25 protein-coding genes and 1 other RNA gene are annotated in these 23,884 nt (G+C 64.9%); 21 read left to right on the forward strand and 5 right to left on the reverse strand.

All coding sequences use genetic code 11. The annotated features are described in order from the left end of the window. Positions 1-61: 61 nt before the first annotated feature. Positions 62-856: a CDP-diacylglycerol diphosphatase gene (locus RQH86_RS02250; RefSeq protein WP_311238439.1), complete on the forward strand. Its 795-nt coding sequence runs from the start codon at positions 62-64 to the stop codon at positions 854-856. A 307-nt stretch (positions 857-1,163) separates the two neighbouring features. On the opposite strand, the gene parE is transcribed toward RQH86_RS02250, so the two are convergent. Beyond that, the gene (gene parE / locus RQH86_RS02255) at positions 1,164-3,053 is read right to left on the reverse strand and encodes a DNA topoisomerase IV subunit B (protein ID WP_055844337.1); all 1,890 of its coding nucleotides are present in this window, start codon (positions 3,051-3,053) and stop codon (positions 1,164-1,166) included. Between the two features lie 164 nt (positions 3,054-3,217). On the opposite strand from parE, the gene RQH86_RS02260 reads away from it, so the two are divergent. The 8 genes from RQH86_RS02260 to ispF all read left to right on the forward strand — a co-directional run bounded on the left by RQH86_RS02260 (position 3,218) and on the right by ispF (position 9,793). Continuing rightward, positions 3,218-3,460 carry a hypothetical protein gene (locus RQH86_RS02260; RefSeq protein WP_311238438.1) on the forward strand — a complete coding sequence of 81 codons (243 nt, stop codon included), beginning with the start codon at positions 3,218-3,220 and terminating at the stop codon, positions 3,458-3,460. Positions 3,461-3,631: 171 nt separating this feature from the next. Continuing rightward, positions 3,632-5,296, forward strand: a complete 1,665-nt coding sequence (locus tag RQH86_RS02265) for a CTP synthase (RefSeq protein WP_055844331.1) — start codon at positions 3,632-3,634, stop codon at positions 5,294-5,296. A 199-nt stretch (positions 5,297-5,495) separates the two neighbouring features. Beyond that, the gene (kdsA, locus tag RQH86_RS02270; RefSeq protein ID WP_005992423.1) at positions 5,496-6,326 is read left to right on the forward strand and encodes a 3-deoxy-8-phosphooctulonate synthase; all 831 of its coding nucleotides are present in this window, start codon (positions 5,496-5,498) and stop codon (positions 6,324-6,326) included. A 13-nt stretch (positions 6,327-6,339) separates the two neighbouring features. Beyond that, positions 6,340-6,702: a hypothetical protein gene (locus RQH86_RS02275; RefSeq protein WP_311238437.1), complete on the forward strand. Its 363-nt coding sequence runs from the start codon at positions 6,340-6,342 to the stop codon at positions 6,700-6,702. A gap of 124 nt (positions 6,703-6,826) precedes the next feature. After that, on the forward strand, positions 6,827-8,119 hold the full coding sequence (gene eno / locus RQH86_RS02280) for a phosphopyruvate hydratase (protein WP_311238436.1): 1,293 nt from the start codon (positions 6,827-6,829) through the stop codon (positions 8,117-8,119). 3 nt (positions 8,120-8,122) lie between these two features. Continuing rightward, positions 8,123-8,488 (forward strand): cell division protein FtsB, encoded by a 366-nt coding sequence (gene ftsB / locus RQH86_RS02285; RefSeq protein ID WP_115511963.1) that lies wholly within the window; start codon positions 8,123-8,125, stop codon positions 8,486-8,488. After that, a complete protein-coding gene (ispD, locus tag RQH86_RS02290) occupies positions 8,485-9,285 on the forward strand; it encodes a 2-C-methyl-D-erythritol 4-phosphate cytidylyltransferase (protein WP_311238435.1) in 801 nt (266 codons plus the stop codon). Before ftsB ends, ispD begins: the two co-directional genes overlap by 4 nt. A 16-nt stretch (positions 9,286-9,301) precedes the next feature. Continuing rightward, positions 9,302-9,793, forward strand: a complete 492-nt coding sequence (ispF, locus tag RQH86_RS02295; protein WP_311238434.1) for a 2-C-methyl-D-erythritol 2,4-cyclodiphosphate synthase — start codon at positions 9,302-9,304, stop codon at positions 9,791-9,793. Between the two features lie 4 nt (positions 9,794-9,797). Here the strand turns inward: ispF and RQH86_RS02300 are convergent. Next, positions 9,798-9,873, reverse strand: a non-coding RNA gene (locus tag RQH86_RS02300) — sX9 sRNA. A 166-nt stretch (positions 9,874-10,039) separates the two neighbouring features. Between RQH86_RS02300 and truD the strand changes: the two genes are divergently transcribed. After that, positions 10,040-11,143, forward strand: coding sequence for a tRNA pseudouridine(13) synthase TruD (gene truD, locus RQH86_RS02305; protein WP_311238433.1), 1,104 nt, complete (start codon positions 10,040-10,042; stop codon positions 11,141-11,143). A gap of 665 nt (positions 11,144-11,808) precedes the next feature. On the opposite strand, the gene RQH86_RS02310 is transcribed toward truD, so the two are convergent. Then, positions 11,809-12,348: a Smr/MutS family protein gene (locus RQH86_RS02310; RefSeq protein ID WP_311238432.1), complete on the reverse strand. Its 540-nt coding sequence runs from the start codon at positions 12,346-12,348 to the stop codon at positions 11,809-11,811. A 99-nt stretch (positions 12,349-12,447) separates the two neighbouring features. Between RQH86_RS02310 and surE the strand changes: the two genes are divergently transcribed. Genes surE through RQH86_RS02330 form a run of 4 tightly spaced genes read left to right on the forward strand, consistent with a single transcriptional unit; the run spans position 12,448 to position 15,310 of the window. Further along, positions 12,448-13,227, forward strand: coding sequence for a 5'/3'-nucleotidase SurE (surE, locus tag RQH86_RS02315; RefSeq protein WP_055844314.1), 780 nt, complete (start codon positions 12,448-12,450; stop codon positions 13,225-13,227). After that, entirely contained in the window at positions 13,224-13,904 is a 681-nt protein-coding gene (locus tag RQH86_RS02320) for a protein-L-isoaspartate(D-aspartate) O-methyltransferase (protein WP_055844310.1), read from the forward strand. Before surE ends, RQH86_RS02320 begins: the two co-directional genes overlap by 4 nt. A gap of 18 nt (positions 13,905-13,922) precedes the next feature. Continuing rightward, a complete protein-coding gene (locus RQH86_RS02325) occupies positions 13,923-14,537 on the forward strand; it encodes a YqaA family protein (protein ID WP_055844306.1) in 615 nt (204 codons plus the stop codon). Continuing rightward, a complete protein-coding gene (locus tag RQH86_RS02330) occupies positions 14,534-15,310 on the forward strand; it encodes a peptidoglycan DD-metalloendopeptidase family protein (RefSeq protein WP_161963036.1) in 777 nt (258 codons plus the stop codon). The genes RQH86_RS02325 and RQH86_RS02330 overlap by 4 nt, the downstream gene beginning before the upstream one ends. Positions 15,311-15,498: 188 nt before the next feature. On the opposite strand, the gene RQH86_RS02335 is transcribed toward RQH86_RS02330, so the two are convergent. Beyond that, positions 15,499-15,873 carry an Mth938-like domain-containing protein gene (locus tag RQH86_RS02335; protein ID WP_311238431.1) on the reverse strand — a complete coding sequence of 125 codons (375 nt, stop codon included), beginning with the start codon at positions 15,871-15,873 and terminating at the stop codon, positions 15,499-15,501. Between the two features lie 15 nt (positions 15,874-15,888). Then, positions 15,889-16,194, reverse strand: coding sequence for a ribosome assembly RNA-binding protein YhbY (yhbY, locus tag RQH86_RS02340; protein WP_055844291.1), 306 nt, complete (start codon positions 16,192-16,194; stop codon positions 15,889-15,891). Between the two features lie 66 nt (positions 16,195-16,260). Between yhbY and rlmE the strand changes: the two genes are divergently transcribed. The 7 genes from rlmE to RQH86_RS02375 all read left to right on the forward strand — a co-directional run bounded on the left by rlmE (position 16,261) and on the right by RQH86_RS02375 (position 23,747). Next, positions 16,261-16,893, forward strand: a complete 633-nt coding sequence (gene rlmE, locus RQH86_RS02345) for a 23S rRNA (uridine(2552)-2'-O)-methyltransferase RlmE (protein ID WP_055844288.1) — start codon at positions 16,261-16,263, stop codon at positions 16,891-16,893. Positions 16,894-16,953: 60 nt separating this feature from the next. Continuing rightward, positions 16,954-18,894, forward strand: coding sequence for an ATP-dependent zinc metalloprotease FtsH (ftsH, locus tag RQH86_RS02350; RefSeq protein ID WP_055844285.1), 1,941 nt, complete (start codon positions 16,954-16,956; stop codon positions 18,892-18,894). A gap of 412 nt (positions 18,895-19,306) precedes the next feature. Next, positions 19,307-20,209, forward strand: a complete 903-nt coding sequence (gene folP, locus RQH86_RS02355; RefSeq protein WP_311238430.1) for a dihydropteroate synthase — start codon at positions 19,307-19,309, stop codon at positions 20,207-20,209. Next, positions 20,209-21,192, forward strand: coding sequence for a tRNA (adenosine(37)-N6)-dimethylallyltransferase MiaA (gene miaA / locus RQH86_RS02360; protein WP_311238429.1), 984 nt, complete (start codon positions 20,209-20,211; stop codon positions 21,190-21,192). The genes folP and miaA overlap by 1 nt, the downstream gene beginning before the upstream one ends. Before the next feature lie 77 nt (positions 21,193-21,269). Beyond that, complete coding sequence (gene hfq, locus RQH86_RS02365; RefSeq protein WP_005915027.1) at positions 21,270-21,548, forward strand: RNA chaperone Hfq; 279 nt, start codon at positions 21,270-21,272, stop codon at positions 21,546-21,548. Between the two features lie 11 nt (positions 21,549-21,559). Continuing rightward, the gene (hflX, locus tag RQH86_RS02370) at positions 21,560-22,879 is read left to right on the forward strand and encodes a ribosome rescue GTPase HflX (RefSeq protein WP_115511951.1); all 1,320 of its coding nucleotides are present in this window, start codon (positions 21,560-21,562) and stop codon (positions 22,877-22,879) included. Between the two features lie 373 nt (positions 22,880-23,252). Continuing rightward, on the forward strand, positions 23,253-23,747 hold the full coding sequence (locus RQH86_RS02375) for a CinA family protein (RefSeq protein WP_005992383.1): 495 nt from the start codon (positions 23,253-23,255) through the stop codon (positions 23,745-23,747). Positions 23,748-23,884 lie beyond the last annotated feature (137 nt).

Here is a 23,884-nt window from a genome sequence, read left to right on the forward strand (position 1 = left end):
GTCGCGCTGACCGATTCCGAGCGGGTCGCTATCATGGCGCGCCCTGGTGATCGAGCTGCAGATGAGGCCTGGCGCCCTTCGACATGCGTGTGCCGTGTTGCTGCTGTTGGCTGGCTGTGCGGCAGCGCCACCTGCACCGGTACGCCATACCAGCGACCCGGATGCGTTGTGGCGCATCGTCTCGACCCGATGCCTGGCAGAGGCGCCGCGGCCGCCCGACTGCGTCGCGGTGTGGTCGGATCCGGCGCGCCGGGCGGTGCTGTTGAAAGACCGTCACGGCAGCTTCCAGTATTTGTTGGTGCCCAGCGTGCGAGTCAGCGGAATCGAAGACCCCGCGTTGCTGCGCGCCGACGCGCCGAATTATTTCGCCACTGCCTGGGATGCGCGCAGCTTCGTGGCGCAGGCGCTGCAACGTCCGCTGCCAAGGAAATACGTAAGCCTCGCGTTGAACTCGCCGCACGGGCGCTCGCAGGAGCAACTGCATATCCACATCGATTGCCTGCGTCCGGACGTATACGCAGCGCTGCAGCGTCAGCGCACTGAGATCGTCCCGGAATGGCGTGCTCTGGCCGAGCCGCTGCTGGGTCATGTGTATCTGGCCAGGACGCTGGAAGGCGATGCGCTGGAGCAAGATCCGATTCGCCTGCTCGCAGACGCGCTTCCCGCCGATGCCAGCTTGCGCGATTACTCGCTGGTGGTCGCCGGCGTGCAACTGCAGGACGGGCGACCGGGATTCGTTCTACTGGCGACGCGGCAGGATGCACGCAGCGGTAACCGTGCAAGTGGCGAAGAGGTGCAGGACCACGCCTGCGGTCTGGTGACCGGTGCAACGCAGGTGTTGCCGGGCGTGCGTTGAGGTTGTGTTGACCAGCTCGTCAGCACGCACTGGTCTTTCAACGCGATACGTTGCAGTTCAAACAGACGGATCGCTGCCGGTAGGTGGCGAAAGTCAGTACCGCACACGATCATCGCTGTATCTGCTGTGCCTGCGCAACCATGCATGCGGCAAGGCGCTTGGCGCCGCGCACGCGCGCCACTAGTAAGGGCGTGTGCTGCGTCCTCTCTACGCTGAGAGAGGGCGCTTAACCACGTACACGCGTGCAAGAAGCGCACGCGTGTACGTTGCCCTCTCTGTGTTGAGAGAGGGCGTTTTTTGCAGGGCTTTAGACTTCCAGCGACGCCAGGTCGCCCTTGGTTTCCAGCCACTGCTTGCGGTCGCCCGCGCGTTTTTTCGCCAGCAGCATGTCCATCAACGAGCGGGTCTGTTCGCCGTCGTCGATGGTCAACTGCACCAGCCGGCGCGTGTCCGGATGGATGGTGGATTCGCGCAGCTGCTGCGGGTTCATCTCGCCCAGGCCCTTGAAGCGGGTGACGCTGATCTGGCCCTTCATTTTCTCGCGCGCGATCTTGTCCAGCAGCGTGGTCTTTTCTTCTTCGTCCAGTGCGTAGAACACCTGCTTGCCCACGTCCACGCGGAACAGCGGCGGCATCGCCACGAACACATGTCCGGCGGCCACGAGCGCGGGGAAATGCTGCAGGAACAGTGCCGTCAACAACGTGGCGATATGCAGGCCGTCGGAGTCCGCATCGGCCAGGATCACCACCTTGCCGTAGCGCAGCCCAGTGATGTCGTCCTTGCCCGGGTCGCAGCCAATCGCAATAGCCAGGTTGTGCACTTCTTCGGACGCCAGCACGCTGCCCGATGCCACTTCCCAGGTGTTGAGGATCTTGCCGCGCAGCGGCAGGATCGCCTGGAAATCCTTGTCGCGCGCCTGCTTGGCCGAGCCGCCGGCCGAGTCGCCTTCGACCAGGAACAGTTCGGTGCGCGACAGGTCCTGGCTGATGCAGTCGGCCAGCTTGCCGGGCAGGGCGGGGCCCTGGGTGACCTTCTTGCGGACGATCTGCTTTTCGGTCTTCAGCCGCGCACTGGCGCGGTCGATGGCGATCTGCGCGATCTTCTCGCCGATGTCCACGTTCTGATTGAGATACAGGCTGAAGGCATCGTGCGCGGCGCCTTCGATAAAGCCGGCCGCCTGGCGTGAGGACAGCCGCTCCTTGGTCTGCCCGGAGAACTGCGGGTCGGTCATCTTCAGGCTGAGCACAAAGGTGACCCGGTCCCACACGTCTTCCGGCGCCAGCTTGACGCCGCGCGGCAGCAGATTGCGGAAGTCGCAGAACTCGCGCAGCGCATCGGTCAGGCCCGAACGCAGGCCGTTGACGTGGGTGCCGTGCTGCGCGGTCGGGATCAGGTTGACGTAGCTTTCCTGCACCAGTTCGCCTTCGGGTACCCAGGCGGCGGCCCAGTCGACGATCTCGGTGTCTTTCTTCAGGCTGCCTGCGAACAGGTCGGCCGGCAGCATCTCGTGCTCGGCCATCTCGCCCTTCAAATAATCGCGCAGGCCGTTTTCGAAGTACCAGCTGTCCTGCTCGCCGGTGGCCTCGTCATGTAGCTTGACGGTCAGGCCAGGGCACAGCACCGCCTTGGCGCGCAGCAGATGGCGCAGCGCACGCACATTGAATTTGGGGGTGTCGAAGTACTTCGGGTCGGCCCAGAAGCGCAGCCGCGTGCCTGTGTTCTTCTTGCCGACCGTGCCGACGACCTCCAGCTTGGAGGCGGCGATGCCGTCGTGGAACTCCATGCGGTGCTCGCTGCCTTCGCGCTTGATGAACAGCTCGACCTTGGTCGAGAGCGCATTGACCACGCTCACGCCAACGCCGTGCAGGCCGCCAGAGAAGGTGTAGTTGCGGTTATTGAACTTGCCGCCAGCGTGCAGGCGGGTCAGGATCAGTTCGACACCGGGAATCTTCTCTTCCGGATGCATGTCCACCGGCATGCCGCGCCCGTCATCGGACACTTCGCAGCTGCCGTCCTTATACAAGGTGACTTCGACCTGCCGGGCGTGGCCGGCCAGCGCTTCATCGACGGAGTTGTCGATCACCTCCTGCGCCAGATGGTTCGGGCGCGCGGTGTCGGTATACATGCCCGGGCGGCGTTTGACCGGGTCCAGGCCCGACAGCACTTCAATATCGGCGGCGTTATAACGGGTGTTCATGCATCTCGCTGGCACGTGAAACGACGCACAAGTGTGGCGGCTGGGGCGTTTTTTTGCACGCGACCGGCATTCAGTGCGCGGCCGGGTACCACTGGCTACCCTGGCGTTGGTTTCGGAACCAAACGTCCCCACCTGAGGATGTCACCGACGCCAAAGAGGACGCCATGAAGTTCAAGCACATCCTGATGCTCACCCTCGGTGCGGCCGCGGTCGCAGCACTTCCTGCCCTGGCCCAGGCGGCTCCGCAGCAGACCGGGCAGGGCGCCACCGCACAAAAGGCCGACGATGCCAAGGCCAAGACCGAAGCTGAGCGCAAGGCCGAGCGCCGCGCCGCCGCTGCCGCGCAGAAGCCCAAGGCCGACAACGCGCCGCGTGAGGAAGAGGAAGAAGAGAAGCCCGCACGCTGACGCATCTGCGCAGCGCGACGTGTTCCACGGACGCCCTGGCTTCGGCCGGGGCGTCTGCATTTGCGCGCCGTGGCGCGCATTTGCCGCGTGCGACGCCCCGGGCGTCACACAACCCTTGGGCATTCGCCCGTCACCCGCTAAACTATGGCTTTCCGGGAGGCTTCAAGCCCCATGACCCCCCTGATTTTTGTTACCGGCGGCGTAGTGTCCTCGTTAGGCAAGGGCATTGCCGCCGCTTCGCTTGCCTCCATTCTGGAAGCGCGTGGCCTCAAGGTCACGATGATGAAGCTGGATCCGTACATCAATGTGGACCCGGGCACGATGAGCCCGTTCCAGCATGGCGAGGTCTACGTCACCGACGACGGTGCCGAAACCGACCTGGACCTGGGCCACTACGAGCGCTACGTGCGCACCCGGCTGTCGCGCAAGAATTCGGTCACCACCGGCCGGATCTACGAGAACGTGATCCGCAAGGAGCGCCGCGGCGATTACCTGGGCGCCACCGTGCAGGTGATCCCGCACATCACCGACGAAATCCGCCGTTGCATCGACGAGGCCACGGCCGGCTTCGATGTGGCGCTGATCGAGATCGGTGGCACCGTCGGCGATATCGAATCGCTGCCGTTCCTGGAAGCCATTCGCCAGGTCCGCACCGAGCGCGGCGCGGAAAAAGCCATGTTCATGCACCTCACCCTGGTGCCGTACATCGCCGCGGCCGGTGAATTGAAGACCAAGCCGACCCAGCACTCGGTCAAGGAACTGCGCTCGATCGGCATCCAGCCGGACGTGCTGCTGTGCCGCTCCGAGCAGGCGGTGCCGGATTCGGAGCGTCGCAAGATCGCCTTGTTCACCAACGTCTCCGAGCGCGCGGTGATCAGCTGCCCGGACATCGACGTGCTCTACGGCATGCCGTTGGAATTGCTGCGCCAGGGCCTGGACGAGCTGGTCATCGACCAGTTCAAGCTGCGCGACAAGGTCGCCGCAGCCGATCTGTCCGAATGGGCGGCGGTGGTGGATGCGGTCAAGCATCCGCTCGACGAAGTCACCATTGCGGTGGTCGGCAAGTACGTCGATCACCAGGACGCCTACAAGTCGGTAGCCGAAGCGCTGCGTCACGGCGGTCTGCGCCAGCGCACCAAGGTCAACTTGAAGTGGCTGGAAGCGCAGGATCTGGAAGGCAGCGACATGGCGGCCTTGCAGGACATCGACGGCATTCTGGTGCCGGGCGGCTTCGGCGATCGCGGGTTCGAAGGCAAGGTGCAGACCTCCAAGTTCGCGCGTGAGCACAAGGTGCCGTATTTCGGCATCTGCTACGGCATGCAGGCAGCGGTGGTGGACTATGCACGCCATGTCGCCGATCTGGATGCGGCCAACAGCACCGAAAACGATCGCCAGTCGCCGCATCCGGTGATCGGCCTGATCACCGAATGGCGCACCGCCACCGGTGAAGTCGAAAAGCGCGACGAAAAATCCGATCTGGGCGGCACCATGCGGCTGGGCTTGCAGGAGCAACGGCTCAAGCCGGGCACGCTGGCGCGCGAGGTGTATGGCAAGGACGTGGTGGCCGAGCGTCATCGCCATCGCTACGAGTTCAACAACCGCTACCGTACCCAGCTGGAAGATGCCGGCCTAGTGATCTCCGGCAAGTCGATGGACGACACGCTGGTGGAAGTGGTCGAGCTGTCGCGCGATGCACACCCCTGGTTCCTGGCCTGCCAGGCGCATCCGGAGTTCCTGTCTACCCCGCGCGATGGCCACCCGTTGTTCATCGGCTTCGTGCGCGCCGCGCGCGAGAAGAAGGCCGGCGGCAAGCTGCTGAAGGAAGCGCGTGCGTGAGCAGTGCCTTCTCCCCTCGGGAGAAGGTGGCGCCAAGCGCCGGAGCGCCGCAACACACCGGAAGATGGCGGTCCTGATGAACGCGTCGCCACACGCAGCCAGGGCCAACCATCGGGCTTCGCAAGCGCTTCGCAACCTTACCCGCACCCCAGCCTCTCTCCCGACCGGAGAGAGGCTTCAATCGAACTAAGGTGACCTGATGAAACTGTGTGACTTTGAAGTCGGCCTCGACCAGCCGCTGTTCCTGATTGCAGGCCCGTGCGTGATCGAGTCGATGCAGTTGCAGCTCGACGTCGCCGGCAAGCTCAAGGAGATCACCGGCAAGCTCGGGGTCAACTTCATCTTCAAGTCGAGCTTCGACAAGGCCAACCGCACCTCGGGCACCAGCTTCCGCGGCCCCGGCCTGGAAGAAGGCTTGAAGGTGCTGGACGCGGTGAAAAAGCAGATCGGCGTGCCGGTGCTCACCGACGTGCACGAATACACCCCGATGAACGAAGTCGCCGCCGTCGTCGACGTGTTGCAGACCCCGGCGTTTCTGGTGCGCCAGACCGACTTCATCAAGAACGTCTGCGCCGCCGGCAAGCCGGTCAACATCAAGAAGGGTCAGTTCCTGGCGCCGTGGGACATGAAGCCGGTGGTCGAAAAAGCCAAGTCGACCGGCAACGAGCAGATCATGGTCTGCGAGCGTGGCGCCTCGTTCGGCTACAACAATCTGGTCAGCGACATGCGCTCGCTCAGCGTCATGCGCGACACCGGCTGCCCGGTGGTGTTCGACGCCACGCATTCGGTGCAGTTGCCGGGCGGGCAGGGCAGCAGCTCCGGTGGTCAGCGCGAGTTCGTGCCGGTGCTGGCGCGCGCTGCGGTGGCCGTGGGCATTTCCGGCCTGTTCGCCGAAACCCATCCGGACCCGTCCAAGGCGCTGTCCGATGGCCCCAATGCCTGGCCGCTGGACCGCATGGAAGAACTGCTCGAAACGTTGATGGAGCTGGATGCGGTGACCAAGAAGCACGGGTTCGCGCGCTTCGCATGAGTTCCGACGTCGCATGAGTTCCGATCCATGGGCGTTGGCGGCAGCGCGTCGCCAACGCCGGCACTGGCGGCACTGGCCCTGGGGCTGGATGGCATTGGGGTTGTCGCTCGCGGCATGGGCCTGCCTGGCCGTGATGGCCTTCCTGGTGACCGCCAGCATCGGCATGCCGGGCGACGGCAGCCATGCGATGCAGGCCACACGCATTCCAATGTTTGTCACGCTGTTGGTAGGCACGCTGGTCACGCTGGGCGGTCTTGTCGCCAGCGCGGTCGCGTTCTCGCAGCGTCGCCAGCCGGGCGCTGCAGCCATGGGCCTGGCGTTGCTGCTGCTCTTGCTACTGCTGTTTTGTTTGTCGCTGCTGGCCCTGAAGGCCTAGTCGCGCAGTCTTGCCGGTCTGGCACGCATCCGGCCCCATGCGATTTGGCAATGGACCGGTGTGCGGCGATAATCCGGCAGCTTGTTTCCGGTGTACTTCCCCCTTACTGGTAACCGATCGACCTATGACCACTATCGCCAAGATCCTCGCCCGCGAAATCCTCGATTCCCGCGGCAATCCCACGCTGGAGGCCGAAGTCACGCTGGCAGACGGCTCGTTCGGCCGCGCGGCCGTGCCCTCGGGCGCCTCGACCGGCACCAAGGAAGCGGTGGAGCTGCGCGACGGCGACAAGACCCGTTACATGGGCAAGGGCGTGCGCCACGCGGTGGACAACGTCAACGGCACCATCGCCGAGACGCTCAAGGATTTCGACGCGGCCGACCAGCAGGGTCTGGACCGTCGCCTGATCGACCTGGATGGCACCGAGAACAAGGGCCGCCTGGGCGCGAACGCGCTGCTGGGTGTGTCGCTGGCCGCCGCGCATGCGGTTGCCGCCTCGCGCAAGCAGCCGCTGTGGCAGTACCTGTCCACCATCACCGAATCCGATGTGCAATTGCCGGTACCGATGATGAACATCATCAACGGCGGCGCGCATGCCGACAATAATGTCGACTTCCAGGAGTTCATGGTGCTGCCGGTCGGTTGCAGCTCGTTCTCCGAAGCGCTGCGCGCCGGCACCGAAATCTTCCATTCGCTCAAGTCGGTGCTCAAGGGCCACGGCCTGAGCACGGCGGTGGGCGATGAAGGCGGCTTTGCGCCGGACTTCCGCAGCAACGTCGAAGCGCTGGACACCATTCTCGAAGCGATCGGCAAGGCTGGTTACACCGCCGGCGAAGACGTGCTGCTGGGCCTGGACGTGGCCTCCAGCGAGTTCTACGACAACGGCAAGTACAACCTGGTCGGCGAGAACAAGCGCCTGAGCAGCGAGCAGTTCGTCGACTTCCTGGCCGACTGGGTGGCGCAGTACCCGATCATTAGCATCGAAGACGGCCTGGCCGAAGACGACTGGGCCGGCTGGAAGTTGCTGACCGACCGCGTCGGCAAGAAGGTGCAGCTGGTGGGCGACGATCTGTTCGTCACCAACCCGAAGATCTTCAAGCAGGGCATCGACTCGGGCACCGCCAACGCGATCCTGATCAAGGTCAACCAGATCGGCACGCTGACCGAAACGCTGGAAGCGATCGCCATGGCGCACGCAGCCAACTACGCGTCCATCGTCTCGCACCGTTCCGGCGAAACCGAAGACACCACCATCGCCGACATCGCCGTGGCCACCACCGCCACCCAGATCAAGACCGGCTCGCTGTGCCGCAGCGACCGTGTGGCCAAGTACAACCAACTGCTGCGCATCGAGCAGGCGTTGGGCTCCGGCGCGCGTTACGCCGGCCGCGACGCGTTCGTTTCGATCAAGCGATAAGCCGTGCGCAACTGGCGCTGGCTACTGCTGGTGCTGGCGGTGCTGCTGGCTTGGCTGCAGTACCGCTTCTGGTTCGGGCCTGGGAATTCCGGTGAAGTCATGATGCTGGAAGCCCAGGTCGCGCATCAGACACAGGACAACGAAGGTCTGCGCCAACGCAACCAGGCGTTGGCAGCAGAGGTGAAGGATTTGAAGGACGGCGAGGCGGCAATCGAAGAGCGCGCACGCAGCGAGCTGGGCATGATCAAACCGGGCGAGACGTTCTATCGCGTGGTCGAAGATGCGCCGCTGCTGCCTGCCGCAACGACTGAACCTGCGCCCGCGCCGGCCACGTCCGAGCCCGCATCTGCGACGGAACAGCATCCATGACCGGCTCGATCTGGGCCATCGTGCCGGCCGCAGGGCGCGGCACGCGGTTTGGCGGTGCGCTTCCCAAACAATACCTGCCAGCAGCGGGCCAACCGCTGATGGCCTACACCCTGGCAGCGCTGGCCGCGCATCCGGCGGTCGCCGGCATCCTGGTGGCGATTGCGCCGGGCGATGCCGACTGGCCGGGCTGGACGGCGGTGCAGTCCAAGCCGGTGTTGACCTGCGTTGGCGGTGCCACACGCGCAGCCTCGGTGCTGGCCGGCTTGCTGGCCCTGCCGGAGAGCGTGCGTGCGGACGACTTCGTGCTGGTGCACGACGCCGCGCGTCCGAATCTGGCATTGGCAGATCTGGACCGGCTGTTGGAAATCGGCCGTGGCGACCCGGTCGGCGCGATCCTGGCCGCACCGGTGCGCGACACGCTTAAACGTGCCGGCGACGACGGCGGTATCGATGGCACCGAACCACGCGAGCGCCTGTGGCGCGCGCTGACACCGCAGCTGTTTCGGCGGCATCAGCTGATCCGTGGTCTCACCGACGCGTCGGCTGCCGGCGTCGACGTCACCGACGAGGCCATGGCGATGGAGCGACTTGGGTTGCGCCCGTTGCTGGTGGAAGGCGCCGAGGACAATTTCAAGGTCACCACGCCGGCGGATATGGCACGCTTCGAGTTCGAACTTGTACGCCGCGGCGTTGCGGTAGACGCCGATCCGGCCGCTGCGTCCTACGAGGTTGCGCCACCCGCGCGCAGCGATGCCGGGCTGGGTGTCGTTGCCAGCGACGGCAGCGACGCCTCTTAATCACCACGGGTTTTCCATGTCCTTCAATTTCCGAATCGGCCAGGGCTACGACGTACATGCGTTTGGCGATGGCGACCATGTGATGCTTGGCGGCGTGCGTGTCGCACATAGCCACGGCGTGCTTGCGCACAGCGACGGCGATGTGGTGTTGCACGCGCTCTGCGATGCCATGCTGGGCGCCTTGGCGCTGGGCGATATCGGTCGGCATTTCCCGCCCTCGGATGAGCGCTGGAAGGATGCCGACAGCGCACAGTTTCTGCAGCACTGCGATCAATTGCTGCGCGAGCGTGGCTGGCGTGTCGGCAATGCCGATATCACCGTGATCTGCGAGCGGCCCAAGGTTGGCCCGCATGCGCTGGCCATGCGCGAACGCATTGCCGGGCTGCTGGGCATCGAGCTTGATGCGGTCAGCGTCAAGGCAACAACCAGCGAGAAGCTCGGCTTTACCGGTCGTGGCGAAGGTATCGCCGCGCAGGCTGCGGTGCTGCTGGGCAAGATCGCGCTCTAAGCGCGGCTAACACACATAGCGAGCGGTCGTCAGGTGGATGTGGGCGGCGCGCTCGCAACTGCAGTGTACGAGTCGTACATGCCGTACCGAGTACCGGCCGCATCCGGCTGGCGGTGAGCGCCGCGGTTTTGTTAGCTGCTCGACAACGCACTCCTGCATGCCGGGTTTTTGGCATGCACCACGACATTCCGCGCCGAGAGCTCGGCAAACAGCGCACGATCCGTCGGCGCGAAGGCGAACCACAGCATGAGCGAGACCTCCTCCCTTCCGCGCGCGCATGGCGCAGCGGTCCTCAGCGCGGCAATGCGCAGCACGCCGGAAGATTTCCAGGTCGATGAGTTGCCGTCGTTCGAGCCCTCTGGCGAAGGCGAGCATCTGTTGCTCACCATTCGCAAGCGTGGGCAGAACACGGCTTACATCGCTAAACACCTTGCGAAATGGGCGGGCATCGCGGAGATGGGCGTCAGCTATGCAGGGCTGAAGGATCGCCATGCGGTGACCACGCAACGTTTCAGTGTGCACCTGCCCAAGCGCATCGCGCCGGACCTTGCCACGCTCGACGATGCGCAGATGCAGGTGGTCCACAGCACCTGGCATAACCGCAAGCTGCAACGCGGCGCGCTGCTGGGCAATCGCTTCGTGCTGACGTTGCGTCAGGTGCAGGGCGAGCGCGACGCCATCGAGCAACGCTTGCAGGCAATCGCCGCGCGCGGCATCCCCAACTGGTTTGGCGAACAGCGCTTCGGTCGCGATGGCGGCAATGTGGCGTCTGCGCTGGCGATGTTCGGTTACCTGCAGGAGGCCGACGGCACGCTGGTGCCGGCCCCCAAGCGCCGTCTGCGTAACGATCAACGCTCGATCCTGCTATCTGCGGCGCGCTCGTCGCTGTTCAATCGCGTGCTGAGCGCACGCGTGGAGCAGGGCAGCTGGGATGCGGCGCTGGATGGCGAAGCGTGGATGCTGGATGGCTCTCGTAGCGTATTCGGCCCCGAGCCGTGGAGCGAGGTGTTGGCCGAGCGGCTGGCACGCTTCGACATCCATCCGAGCGGTCCGTTGTGGGGCGTGGGCGAACTGCGTTCCACCGCTCAGGCCGCCGCGGTGGAGCAGGGCGCGTTAGCGGATCCGCAATCGGAGGCGTTGCGCCAGGGACTGGAAGCTGCCGAATTGAAACAGGAGCGCCGCGCGCTGCGCCTGCGTCCACAAGAGCTGCAGTATCGCTGGCTGGACGAGCAGACCTTGCAGGTGGAATTCGCGCTGCCACCGGGCTGCTACGCCACTGCAGTGCTGTGGGAGCTGGGCGATGTCAGCGATGCGGGGCGTGCAGCGGCAACCAGTCGTTCCGACGACTGAGCGTGCTCAATCAGAGCACCCTATGCTGCAGACGCCAGACGCCAGACGCCAGACGCCAGACGCCACGCAGCCATCGGTTTCGTAGGAGCGGCCCCGGCCGCGACCCGCACGACCGACCGCTTGTCAGCCGCACGCAAGCGCGGCTACAAGCGAAGCAGCTATCCGGCGCAGCGAATACTCGGGAATGAAGGCGACTGAGCGGATCAAGCAAGCCGTCCGCTGACGCACGCACAACAGCGAGTCCCGTTCTCGTAGGAGCGGCCCCGGCCGCGACCCGCACCACCGATCGCTTGTCAGCCGCACGCAAGCGCGGCTACAAGCGAAGCTGCTATCCGGCCCAGCGAATACTCGGGAATGAAGGCGACTGAGCGGATCAAGCAAGCCGTCTGCTGCCGCACGCACAACAGCGAGTCCCGCTCTCGTAGGAGCGGCTCCGGCCGCGACCTGCACGACCGATCGCTTGTCAGCCGCACGCAAGCGCGGTTGCAAGCGAAGCAGCCTATCCGGCGCAGCGAATGCTCAGAAGTGAAGACGAATGCTCGGGACTGACTATGGGTGGCGCCACGCAAGCGTCAGGCTGCACGCGCATAGACCACAACTCGTCTCAACACGGCGCCTGCCTGCCAGGCAGCAAACACACCCGCACCTACCCACGCATCACCCCACTATCGCCGCGCCAACAACACCAATAACGCACCGGTGCCGCCCTGCGTCGGCGGCGCCGAATGAAATGCCAGCACATCGTTGCGCTGGCGCAGCAGGCGGTCCATCAGGTTCTTCAGGACTGGCGCGCCGTTGTCCGATTGCAGGCCCTTGCCGTGGATGATGCGCACGCAGCCATGTTCGTGCGCATGCGCATCCAGCAGGAACTGCCGCAGCAACACCTCGGCCTGGGCTGCGGTGGCGCCATGCAGATCCAGCTCGTCCTGCACCGAAAATTGCCCGCGCTTGAGGCGTTGAAACAAACGAGTGGGAAGATTGTCGCGACGATAACTAGCCGTGTCGCCGGCTTCCAGCGGTGCGCTGTCGCGCAGCAATCTGGCGAATTCGGTGTGCGCTTGCGCCTCGTCGCGCTCGGCCATGCGCGCGCGGGGTTTTGGGCGCGGTTTGGCATTGGCCGGCGGCGCCACTTCGCGGATCGGCTTCACCGCGCCGATCGCCGCGCGGAACAGCGCGCTGTCGTCTTCGTCTTCAGGATGTGACATCTGTACAGCGTAACCGGTCCAACCTCAGACACACGCGAAGATCAAGCGGCAAGCGCATGGACGCATCCGGTATCATGGCCAGGTTTTCCGAGGAGTCTCATGCGCGTACTGGTTAGCAACGACGACGGTGTCGACGCCCCCGGCATCCAGATCCTGGCCGAGGCGCTGCGGCATGCCGGTCATGAAGTGATGGTAGTCGCGCCCGATCGCGACCGCTCCGGCGCCAGCAATTCGCTGACGCTGGATGTGCCGATCCGCACCCGCCGCATCGACGCGCAAACCTGCGCGGTGGCCGGCACGCCCACCGACTGCGTGCATCTGGCGCTCACCGGCATGCTGGATTACGACCCGGACATCGTGGTCTCCGGCATCAACAACTCGGCCAATCTCGGCGACGACGTGATCTATTCCGGCACTGTCTCTGCCGCGATGGAAGGCCGCTTCCTGGGCCTGCCAGCGGTGGCAGTGTCGCTGGTGACGCATAACCACGAAGCCCATCACTACGACACCGCCGCGCGCGCCGCAGTGGAAATCGTCGCGCGGCTGAAGGCCGACCCATTGCCGGCCGATACCATCCTCAACGTCAACGTGCCGGATCTGGCCTGGTCGGATGTGCTCGGTTTCGAAGTCACCCGGCTCGGCAACCGGCATCGCTCCGAGCCCTGCGTGCCGCAGCAAGACCCGCGGGGCCGCACCGTGTACTGGATCGGCCCGGCCGGTCCGGAGCAGGACGCCGGCGCCGGCACCGATTTCCATGCCGTGCGCACCGGGCATATCTCGATCACGCCGATCCATGTCGATCTCACCCGCTACCAGGCGCTGGAGACGGTGGCCGGCTGGGTCGGCGGTCTGACCGCTGCACTGGACGGCCCGGCATGACGCCGAGGCTGCGCATGCTGCAACCGGAATCGGTCGGCATCGGCATGACCTCGCAGCGCGTGCGCGACCGTCTGGTCGAGCGTCTGCGCGAGGCCGGCATCCAGGACGAAGCCACGCTCAACGCCATGCGCACCGTCCCGCGGCATCTGTTCATCGACGAAGCGCTGGCCTCGCGTGCCTACGAAGACACCGCGCTGCCGATCGGCCACGGCCAGACCATCTCGCAGCCCTGGGTGGTCGCGCGCATGACCGAGGCCGTGCTGCAGGTGGCACCGACCAAGGTGCTGGAAGTCGGCACCGGCTCCGGCTATCAGGGCGCGATCCTCGCCGCGCTGGGTCTGGAGGTCTACACCGTCGAGCGCATCGGCGACCTGCTGAGGCAGGCGCGCAAACGCTTCCGCCATCTGGGCATGAACGTGCGCAGTAAGCACGACGACGGCCGCATCGGCTGGCCCGAGCACGGCCCGTACGACGCCATTGTGGTCACTGCTGCAGCGCCGGCTCTGGTGGATGCGCTGGTCGATCAGCTCGCGGTCGGTGGGCGCCTGGTGGCCCCGGTTGGCGGCGCGTCCTCGCAGTCGCTGGTGCAGCTCACCCGCGCTGCCGACGGCGAGATCGAACAACAGGTTCTGGCGCCGGTCACGTTCGTCCCGCTGTTGTCGGGCATGCTGGATTGATCTGATGAGAGTGACTCGATGAAGATTTTCGGGCCGTTGTACGACGTGGCCATCCGTTGGTCGCGCCACCGCCGCGCGCCAGCGCTGCTGACCGGCCTCAGCTTCGTGGAGGGCTTCATCTTTCCGGTGCCGCCGGAAGTGATGCTGGCGCCGATGTCGCTTGCCGAGCCCAAGCGCTCGTTATGGTTCGCCACCTTGAGCCTGGTGGGCTCGGTGTGCGGCGCAATGGTCGGCTATCTGCTGGGGCATTTCGCCTTCGCCGCGCTGCAGCCGCTGATCGAATGGCTGGGCTGGAGCGTGAAGATCCAGGCCCAGATCGAAACCTTGCGCGCGCTGGTGGCGGAGTCGCCGTGGAAGGCGTTCTGGGCACTGGTGCTGGTGGGTTTCACGCCGATCCCGCTGAAGATCTTTACCTGGGCCTCGGGCGTGGTCGGCGTGCCGATCCTGCCCTTCATCGCCAGCATGCTGGTCGGGCGCGGCAAACGCGTCTATCTGGTCGCCGGGGCGATCCGCCTCGGCGGCGCACGGGCCGAAGCGGCGCTGCATCGCTGGATCGAGCCGCTGGGCTGGATGGCGATGGCGGTGCTTGCGGCAGGCGCAGCTTGGCTGGTGTGGAAGACAACGAACGGATGAGCAAGACGCAGATGAATTCGGTACGCAAGACAGCAGTCGTGCTCGTAGTGGCAATCGGGCTGACCGCCTGCAGCAGCGCGACAGTGGTGCGTTCCCCTGGCGCCGGTGGCGGTTCGTCATCCTCGCGTCCGTCTGCAGCGCCACGGCCGTCGGTGCCGCGCCCCGGTGCGACGGTGACCGTGCAGCGCGGCGACACCCTGTATGCGATTTCTCGCCGCACCAATATCACGGCGCCGGATCTGGCCGCGTGGAACGGCCTGTCCTCGCCCAACACCATCTATCCCGGCCAGACCTTGAAGCTGTATCCGCCCGGTGCCAGCAAGCCGGGAGCAAGCGCGCCGGTAGCTGGCACGGTGGTGCCGCCGCGTCCGGCCACGCCGGTCGCCGCGCCTGTCAGCAGCGGCTTTTCCTGGCGTTGGCCCGCCGACGGCGTGGTGGTGGGTACCTTCGTGACCGGCGAAACCACCAAGCAGGGCGTGGACATCGCCGGCGCCAGCGGTCAGGCCGTGCGCGCTGCGGCCGATGGCGTGGTGGTGTACTCGGGCGCCGGCCTGGTCGGCTATGGCGAGCTGATCATCATCAAGCACAACGACCAGTGGTTGTCGGCATACGGCCACAACCGCAAGCGTCTGCTCAACGAAGGCCAGAGCGTCAAGGCCGGCCAGCAGATCGCCGAAATGGGCCGCAGCGGCGCCGCCCGCGACATGCTGCACTTCGAGATTCGCTACAACGGCAAACCGGTCGATCCGTTGCTGTATTTGCCGAAGAAGTGAGTGGGGAGTAGGGATTGGGGAGTAGGGATTGGGGATTCGTAACAGCCTGGGGCTGTTGGCGCTGCGGGATGGGCTGGGTCGCCGCTCTAAGGCCGGCTGATTGTGGAGTTGGAGAATTTTCGCTTGACAGCGAAACCTTCGGAAACACGCTTTCCCGATTCCCGATTCCCGATTCCCGTCCCAGCCAATCAGCCAGGCAAGACCATCGCCAGCGCCACCCGGCGGCCTTCGCTGGCCAGCACGTTGTAGGTGCGTGCCGCAGCGGCATTGGTCATCGCTTCCAGCCCGATGCCGCGGGTCAGGCAGGCGGCAAGCACCTGTGCGTTCGGAAAGCGCTGGCGCTCGCCGGTGCCCAGCAGGATGACCGCCGGCGTCAGCGCCAGCACCGCATCCATGTCGCTCGCCTGCAGGTGTTCCAGATCCTGCACCGGCCAGCGTTCCACCAACTCATCCGGCATCAGGATGAAACTCTGCTGCAGGATCTGCTCGTTGACCTTGGCATGGCGGCCGTCGGCCGCGCGCAGCGCGTAGGCGTAATCGGGGTGTTCTTGGCTTAAAGGCATAACAGACTCGGTTGATCAGCCGCGCGGCAGCACGATCTGACGCTTTTCCTTACTGGGGCGGTACAGGATGGCGACGTGGCCGATCCGCTGCACCAGGGCGCTACCGGTTTGCCCGACCAGTTCGGCGATCAGCGCGTCGCGCGTCTCACGATCCTCGGAGGCCACCTTCACCTTGATCAGTTCGTGGCGCTCGAGCACTTCCTCGAGTTCGGCCAGAAATGCTGGCGTGACCCCTTTGCCGCCGGTTTGCAGCAGCGCCTTGAGATCGTGGGCCTGGCCGCGCAGGAAACGGTTCTGGGCGGAGGTGAGAACAATGGACATGCAGGATCGAAAGGCAGCAAAGGGTGTTCAGGGTATCATGGCGGCCCGTTCGGACCCCCGTTGCCAATGCCTTCCCGTAGTAAAAGCAGCCAGCGCTGGCTCAAGGAACACTTCGCCGACCCTTACGTGAAGAAGGCTCAGGCCGAAGGCATGCGCTCGCGTGCCGCCTACAAGCTGGAGGAATTGCTCCAGCGCGATCGCCTGCTGAAGCCGGACATGGTGGTGGTCGATCTGGGCGCCGCGCCCGGTGGCTGGTGCCAGCAGGTGCGCAGGTCGCTCGGCGACACCGGCCGGGTGCTGGCGCTGGATATCCTGGAGATGCCCCCGCTGGCCGGGGTGGAGTTCCTTCATGGCGACTTCAGGGAACAAGCCGTCCTATCGGAATTCGAAGCGATGTTGGGCGATGTGCCGGTGGACCTTGTTCTGTCCGATATGGCCCCCAATAAGAGTGGCATGGATGCGGTCGACCAACCGCGGATGATGCACCTGGCGGAACTGGCGATGGAATTTGCCGACACCCACCTCAAGCCGGGTGGGGCGTTTTTGATCAAGCTGTTCCAGGGTGTTGGGTCCGACGACTACATTCGCGAGCTTCGCCGCCGCTATGACAAGGTGACGATTCGCAAACCGGCGGCCTCGCGCAAGCGATCCCCGGAAGTTTATGCGCTCGGTCAGGGCAAGCGTGCCCAGATCAAGTAAGCTGCCAATGATCGCTGAATTTCAAGAATAGAAGAGTAGAGGGCACCGGAGCCAATGAGGATGAACGACTTGACCAAGAATCTGCTGCTGTGGGTGGTCGTCGCGGTTGTGCTGATGGTCGTCTTCCAGAGCTTCTCGCCGCGGATGGCGGGCGGCGTCGGCCCCGACTCGATCACCTATACCCAGTTTCTGAAAGAAGTGGACTCCGGGCGCGTCAAATCGGTGGATTACACCGATGAGACCAACCTCGCGGTCAACGCGATCCGCTTCAAGCGTACCGACGGCAGCGAGGCCACCGTGTACGGTCCGCGCGACGACAAGCTGGTCGACGTGCTGTACAGCAAGAACATCGAAATGACCCGCCAGAAGCCGTCCACCGGACCGGGTTTCTGGTCGCTGGTGCTCAACTTCCTGCCGGTCATCCTGATCATCGGCTTCTGGCTGTTCATCATGCGCCAGATGCAGGGCGGTGGTGGCGGTGCCAAGGGTGCGATGAGCTTCGGTAAATCGCGGGCCAAGCTGCAGGGCGAGGATCAGGTCAAGATCACCTTTGCCGACGTTGCCGGTTGCGACGAGGCCAAGGAAGAAGTCGGCGAGCTGGTCGACTTCCTGCGCGACCCGACCAAGTTCACCAAGCTGGGCGGCAAGATTCCGCGCGGCGTGTTGATGGTTGGCCCGCCGGGTACCGGTAAGACCCTGCTTGCCAAGGCGATTGCGGGCGAAGCCAAGGTGCCGTTCTTCAGCATCTCCGGTTCGGATTTCGTCGAAATGTTCGTCGGCGTCGGTGCGAGCCGCGTGCGTGACATGTTCGAGCAGGCCAAGAAGCACGCGCCGTGCATCATCTTCATCGACGAAATCGATGCAGTGGGTCGTCATCGCGGCGCCGGTCTCGGCGGCGGGCATGACGAGCGCGAGCAGACCTTGAACCAGTTGCTGGTCGAAATGGACGGCTTTGAAGGCGGCGAAGGCGTGATCGTGATCGCAGCTACCAACCGTCCCGACGTGCTGGATCCGGCGCTGCTGCGTCCGGGCCGTTTCGACCGCCAGGTCGTGGTCGGGCTGCCGGACGTCAAGGGTCGCGAGCAGATCCTGCGCGTGCACATGCGCAAGCTGCCGCTGGCCGACGACGTGGTGCCGATGGTCATCGCACGCGGTACCCCGGGCTTCTCCGGTGCCGACTTGGCCAACCTGTGTAATGAGGCCGCGTTGTTTGCGGCGCGTGGCAGCGAGAAGGAAGTCCGCATGGACCACTTCGACCGTGCCCGCGACAAGATCCTGATGGGTGCCGAACGCCGTTCGATGGCCATGAGCGAAGACGAAAAGACGCTGACCGCGTACCACGAAGCTGGCCATGCCATCGTCGGGCGGCTGGTGCCGGAGCACGACCCGGTCTACAAGGTCACCATCATTCCGCGCGGTCGGGCACTTGGTGTGACCATGTATCTGCCGGAAGGCGATCGCTATTCGATGAACCGTGTCGCGATCGAATCGCAGCTGTGCTCGCTGTATGGCGGCCGTGTTGCCGAAGAGCTGATCTTCGGTGGCGACAAGGTCACCACCGGTGCGTCCAACGATATCGAGCGTGCGACCAAGATGGCGCGCAACATGGTCACCAAGTGGGGTTTGTCCGACGAGCTTGGCCCGGTCGCCTATGGCGAGGAAGAGGATGAGGTGTTCCTGGGTCGCTCCGTGACTCAGCACAAGAATGTCTCGGACGAAACCGCGCGCAAGATCGACGAAGTCGTGCGTTCGATCCTGGACAAGGCCTACGGCAAGACCAAAGCCATCCTCACCGAGAACCTGGACAAGCTGCACGCGATGTCGCAATTGCTGCTGCAGTACGAAACCATCGACGTGCCGCAGATCGACGCCATCATGGAAGGCCGCGAGCCGCCGCCGCCAGCCGGTTGGGCCAAGTCCGACAAGGACGGTGGCAACAACAACGATAAAGGCAGCCCGCGTCCGTTGCCGCCGATTGCAGGACCCGCCGAGCAGATCTAAGTCAGGCGTTTGCAGTTGCAGATATCCAGCGGGGCCAGGAAGCGATTCCTGGCCCCGTTGCGTTGTGCTGTCTGGAGACGGTGAGCGATCGGCCGACGGCGAGCGATGAAGCGCATTGCGTTCTGTTCTCCGATGCAATCGAAGCTGCATTCCAGTGTGGGCGCAGGCCTGAGTTCTCCACGCACAGGGTGCGACGCGGTGCGGGCTGCGCGACAATGGCAAACGCTCCCTGCAACACGCGGACGACCCTGCATCAAGCCGCATCCGCTAGCCTCAGCCGTTAACCGGGTGCGCGCAGTCGCTGCAGTCGGTAGCGATTGTCTGCCGATAGCCAAATCGGCGGGCAGCTGTCCGCTCACGCCGCACCGGCTCAGATCCCCCTCTCTCTCACTCGCTTCAGGAGAAACCACTGATGTTCGATACCGCCCTCAAGCTGGATTGCGCTGGTCGCAGCTTGCGACTGGATGCGCCGCAGGTGATGGGGATCGTAAACGTCACGCCGGACTCGTTTTCCGATGGCGGCCAGCACGCGACCTGCGAGGCGGCGATCGCGCACGGGCTGCGGCTGGTGGAGCAGGGCGCTGCAGTGCTCGACATCGGCGGCGAATCCACCCGTCCCGGTGCCACGGCGGTATCGCTGGAAGACGAATTGCAGCGTGTGATCCCGGTGATCGAGGCATTGGTGCAGCAGACCAGCGTGCCGATCAGCGTGGACACCTTCAAGCCGGAGGTGATGCGCGCGGCGGTCGCTGCCGGTGCCGGCATGATCAACGATGTCTATGCGTTGCGTTCGCCGGGCGCGCTGGACGCAGCATCGGAACTGGGCGTGCCGGTGGTGCTGATGCACGCACGCAGCGCACCGCATGCGATGCAGGACGCGCCGCAGTACGACGACGTGGTGGCCGAGGTGCATCGTTTCCTGGCCGAGCGCATTTTTGCCGCCGAGATGGCCGGCATCGACAAGCGCCGGTTGATCCTCGACCCGGGCTTCGGCTTCGACAAGACCACCGCGCATAACTTGACTGTGCTTGCGCAGTTGCAGCGCCTGCAGGAGTTCGGCTTGCCGGTGCTGGCGGGGCTGTCGCGTAAACGCAGCATCGGCGAATTGACCGGTCGCGAGGTTGCGGCCGAGCGGGTGCATGGCTCGGTCGCGGCGCATCTGATCGCCGCGCAACACGGTGCCTTGTTGCTGCGCGTGCACGATGTGGCGGCGACCGTGGATGCCTTGAAGGTCTGGAACGCGGTGGCGGCGATTCCGACCCCGCGGATCAGTGCGCCGGCCGCGCCGACCATTCGCTGGCCGGACGAGGACTGATGCCGGCCGACCGACGCCCGCTGGCGATCGCCTTGATGGGCCCTACCGCCAGCGGCAAGACTGCGTTGGCCCTGGAGGCGGCGGAACGCTGGAACGGGGAGATCGTCAGCGTCGATTCGGCTCTGGTCTACCGCGGCCTGGAGATCGGTGCGGCCAAGCCCGATGCCGCGATGCGCGCCGCAGTACCGCACCATCTGCTCGACCTGCGCGACCCCTGGCAGATTTATTCGGCGGCTGAGTTCGCCGCCGATGCACGCAAGGCGATCGACAACATCGTTGCGCGCGGCAAGTTGCCGATCTTGGCCGGCGGCACCGGGCTGTATTTCCGTGCCGTGCTCGAAGGGCTGTCGCAATTGCCCGAAGCCGACCCGACCGTGCGCGCCGCAATCGCCGCCGAGGCCGAACAGATAGGCTGGGCCGGCTTGCATGCGCAACTGGCGCAGGTCGACCCGATCGCTGCGGCGCGCATCCATGCCACCGACCCGCAGCGCATCCAGCGTGCGCTGGAGGTGTACCGCCTCAGCGGGCGGCCGATCAGCTATTGGCAGGCGCTCCCGTCAGGGCCGCGCCTGCCGCTGCGGGTCTTGAAAATCGTGCTGGCGCCGCAAGATAGAGCGGTGCTGCACACACGCATCGCGCAGCGCCTGGACGCGATGCTGGCGCAGGATTTCCTGGCCGAAGTGGAGCGATTGCGGGAGTTGCCGCAGATGCGCGCCGTGGCCGCGCCGCTGGATTTACCGGCAGTGCGCGCGGTCGGATATCGCCAGGCCTGGGACTATCTGGACGGCGCCGGCAGCTTGGCCGAGTTCCGCGACAAGGCGATTCAGGCGACCCGGCAACTGGCCAAACGGCAGCTCACCTGGCTGCGTGGCGAGCTCGACGCACGCTGGTTCGACCCGGAGCGTGATCGACATCAATTGGACGATGCACTTGTCGGCTTCCTCGCTCATCGTTCCACTGTGCAGCAGGCTTCAGGCGTGTAACATCCCGTTTCCGGGGCCGGCTGGGGATAGCAGGTGTCGACCGGGACAATAAGAACAATAATGAAGAGGATTTTTCGATGGCTAAGGGGCAATCGTTGCAGGACCCATTCCTGAATGCGCTACGGCGCGAGCGGGTGCCGGTCTCTGTGTATCTGGTCAACGGCATCAAGCTGCAGGGCACCATCGAGTCGTTCGACCAATTTGTGGTCCTGCTGCGCAACACCGTGAGTCAGATGGTTTACAAGCACGCCATCTCCACGGTCGTGCCGGCGCGCAACGTGCGCGTGGGGCCGGGTGGTGGGTATGTGCAATCCAATGAAGGTAATCAAGCGGAAGATGACGACGTCGAGCAGTAATGGAGTAACGCGTGTTTGATCGTTCCCGCAAGGGTGAGCACGCGCTGTTGATTCAGACCCATGCAGGTGGGCCTGCCGAAGACGATGTGCTGGAGGAGTTCGCCGACCTTGCGAGGTCGGCGGGCGCCACGGTGGCGGCAACGCTCACCGCGCGCATCGACAAACCCAGCCCGTCGACCTTGATCGGCAGCGGCAAGCTGGAAGAGATCAAGGCCGCCGCCGAGGCAACTGGCGCGGATCTGGTGTTGGTCAACCACACCTTGTCGCCGGGTCAGGAGCGCAATCTGGAGCGCTACCTGGAGCGGCGCGTGATCGACCGTACCGGCCTGATCCTGGACATCTTTGCGCAACGCGCGCGTAGCCACGAAGGCAAGTTGCAGGTGGAACTTGCCCAGCTGCGGCATATGGCCACACGGCTGGTACGCGGCTGGACCCACCTGGAGCGTCAGCGCGGCGGTGCAATTGGTCTGCGCGGCCCCGGCGAAACCCAGCTGGAAACCGACCGCCGCCTGCTGCAGAAGCGTGTGGAGCAGTTGCAGCAGCGCTTGGAAAAAGTCGAGGTGCAGCGCACCCAGATGCGCCGTGCGCGGATGCGCAGCGAATTGCCGCGCATTGCATTGGTCGGCTACACCAATGCCGGCAAGTCGACGCTGTTCAATGCGTTGACCGGTGCGCAAGCCTATGTGGCCGATCAATTGTTCGCCACGCTGGACCCCACCGTGCGCCGCATCGCATTGCCAGGCGGCAGTGCGATTCTTGCCGATACGGTGGGCTTCGTCCGCGATTTGCCGCACCAATTGGTTGCTGCCTTCCGTTCGACGTTGTCCGAAGCGCGCGACGCCGATTTGTTGTTGCACATCGTCGATGCCGCCGACCCGCTGCGCGAAGAACGCATCCTGCAAGTCGATGAAGTGTTGCAGGCGGTGGGCGCTGGCGATCTGCCGCAGCTGCTGGTGTTCAACAAGATCGACAAGATCGACGGTGCCGAAGTTCGTCACGATGCGCAGGACGGTATTCCGGATCAGGCGCGGCGCGAACGCGTGTGGGTGTCGGCGCGCGACGGGCGTGGCTTGCAGGAACTGCAGCACGCACTCGGTCAACGCCTGGATCTGCGTCATCTGACCGGACAGCTGCGCTTGCCGTCGTCGGCCGGCCGCCTGCGCTCCAAGCTGCATCAGCTGGAAGTGGTGCGCAACGAGCAGTCCGACGAGGACGGTTGGTTGCTGGAAGTCGATCTGCCGATGGTCGAAGCCGAACGGCTTGCCGCCGGAGATGACGGCGCGCCGTTGCGTGCGATGCTGCCGGACCGTCGGGAAGACTGGGAAACCTGACGCGGCATTCGACGGGGCTGGCCGCAGTCAGCTGCGCGCCAGCTGCAGATTGCAGGCCCCGTTCACCCATCGCAGGCGTCACCACGCACAGGCTGCCGCGTCCCGAGCATGTCGGTGCGGACCGTCAGGTCCGCCGTGACTTCAGTGTCGTGTGCGCTCCCTGGATCGACTATCTGTTGCTGCGCAGATCATCGGGAAACAGTCACTTAGATGCGATGTCAGGCTGCAGCTCCATCAGCGGCGTCCGGCACTGCGTGGGCACTTGCCGAAACAGGCGGGCGGTCCAAAAACCGATCGCTGACCAGGCAGCTGGCGGAAGACAGCGCGGGCAAATTCGGATAAAAGTGACCGCTGTTCAATCCTGACCCCCGCAATGACGTCTCCCACTGATCACGACCTTCTGCAGCTCGCCGAGTCGCTGAGCGCCCAGTTACGCGCGGCGCGCGAGCGGCTGGTGACTGCCGAGAGCTGTACTGGCGGCTGGATTGCCAAGGCAATGACCGACATTGCCGGTTCCTCGGACTGGTTCGATTGCGGCATGGTCGCTTACAGCTACGAGGCCAAGCAGGCGTTGCTGCGGGTCAGGCCGCAGACGCTGGAGGTACATGGCGCGGTCAGCCGGGAAACCGTGATCGAAATGGTATCCGGTGCATTGGTGACCTCCGGTGGCAGCATTGCGGTCGCCGTGACCGGCATCGCCGGGCCGGGCGGTGGCAGCGAAGACAAACCGGTCGGCACGGTGTGGATCGGCTGGAAACGACGCGGCGGTTACGCCACGGCACAGTTGTTCCAGTTCGACGGCGACCGCGACGCAGTCCGTCGTCAAACCGTAGTCGCGGCACTGCGTGGCTTGAGCGCGCTGCTATAGCGGATGTGCGGCAGCTGCTGCACTCACCGATGTTCCACCACTGACATCCACCCGGCAGCGGTCGATGTGCGTGCCCACGCCGGGTCGCTCAAGTTCCACGGTGTAGCGCTAGAGTTCGCTAGGGGAGCGCCGTGTTC

Origin of the sequence: Xanthomonas sp. WCS2018Noco2-27 (assembly GCF_031843525.1) — a bacterium.
GTDB lineage: Bacteria > Pseudomonadota > Gammaproteobacteria > Xanthomonadales > Xanthomonadaceae > Xanthomonas.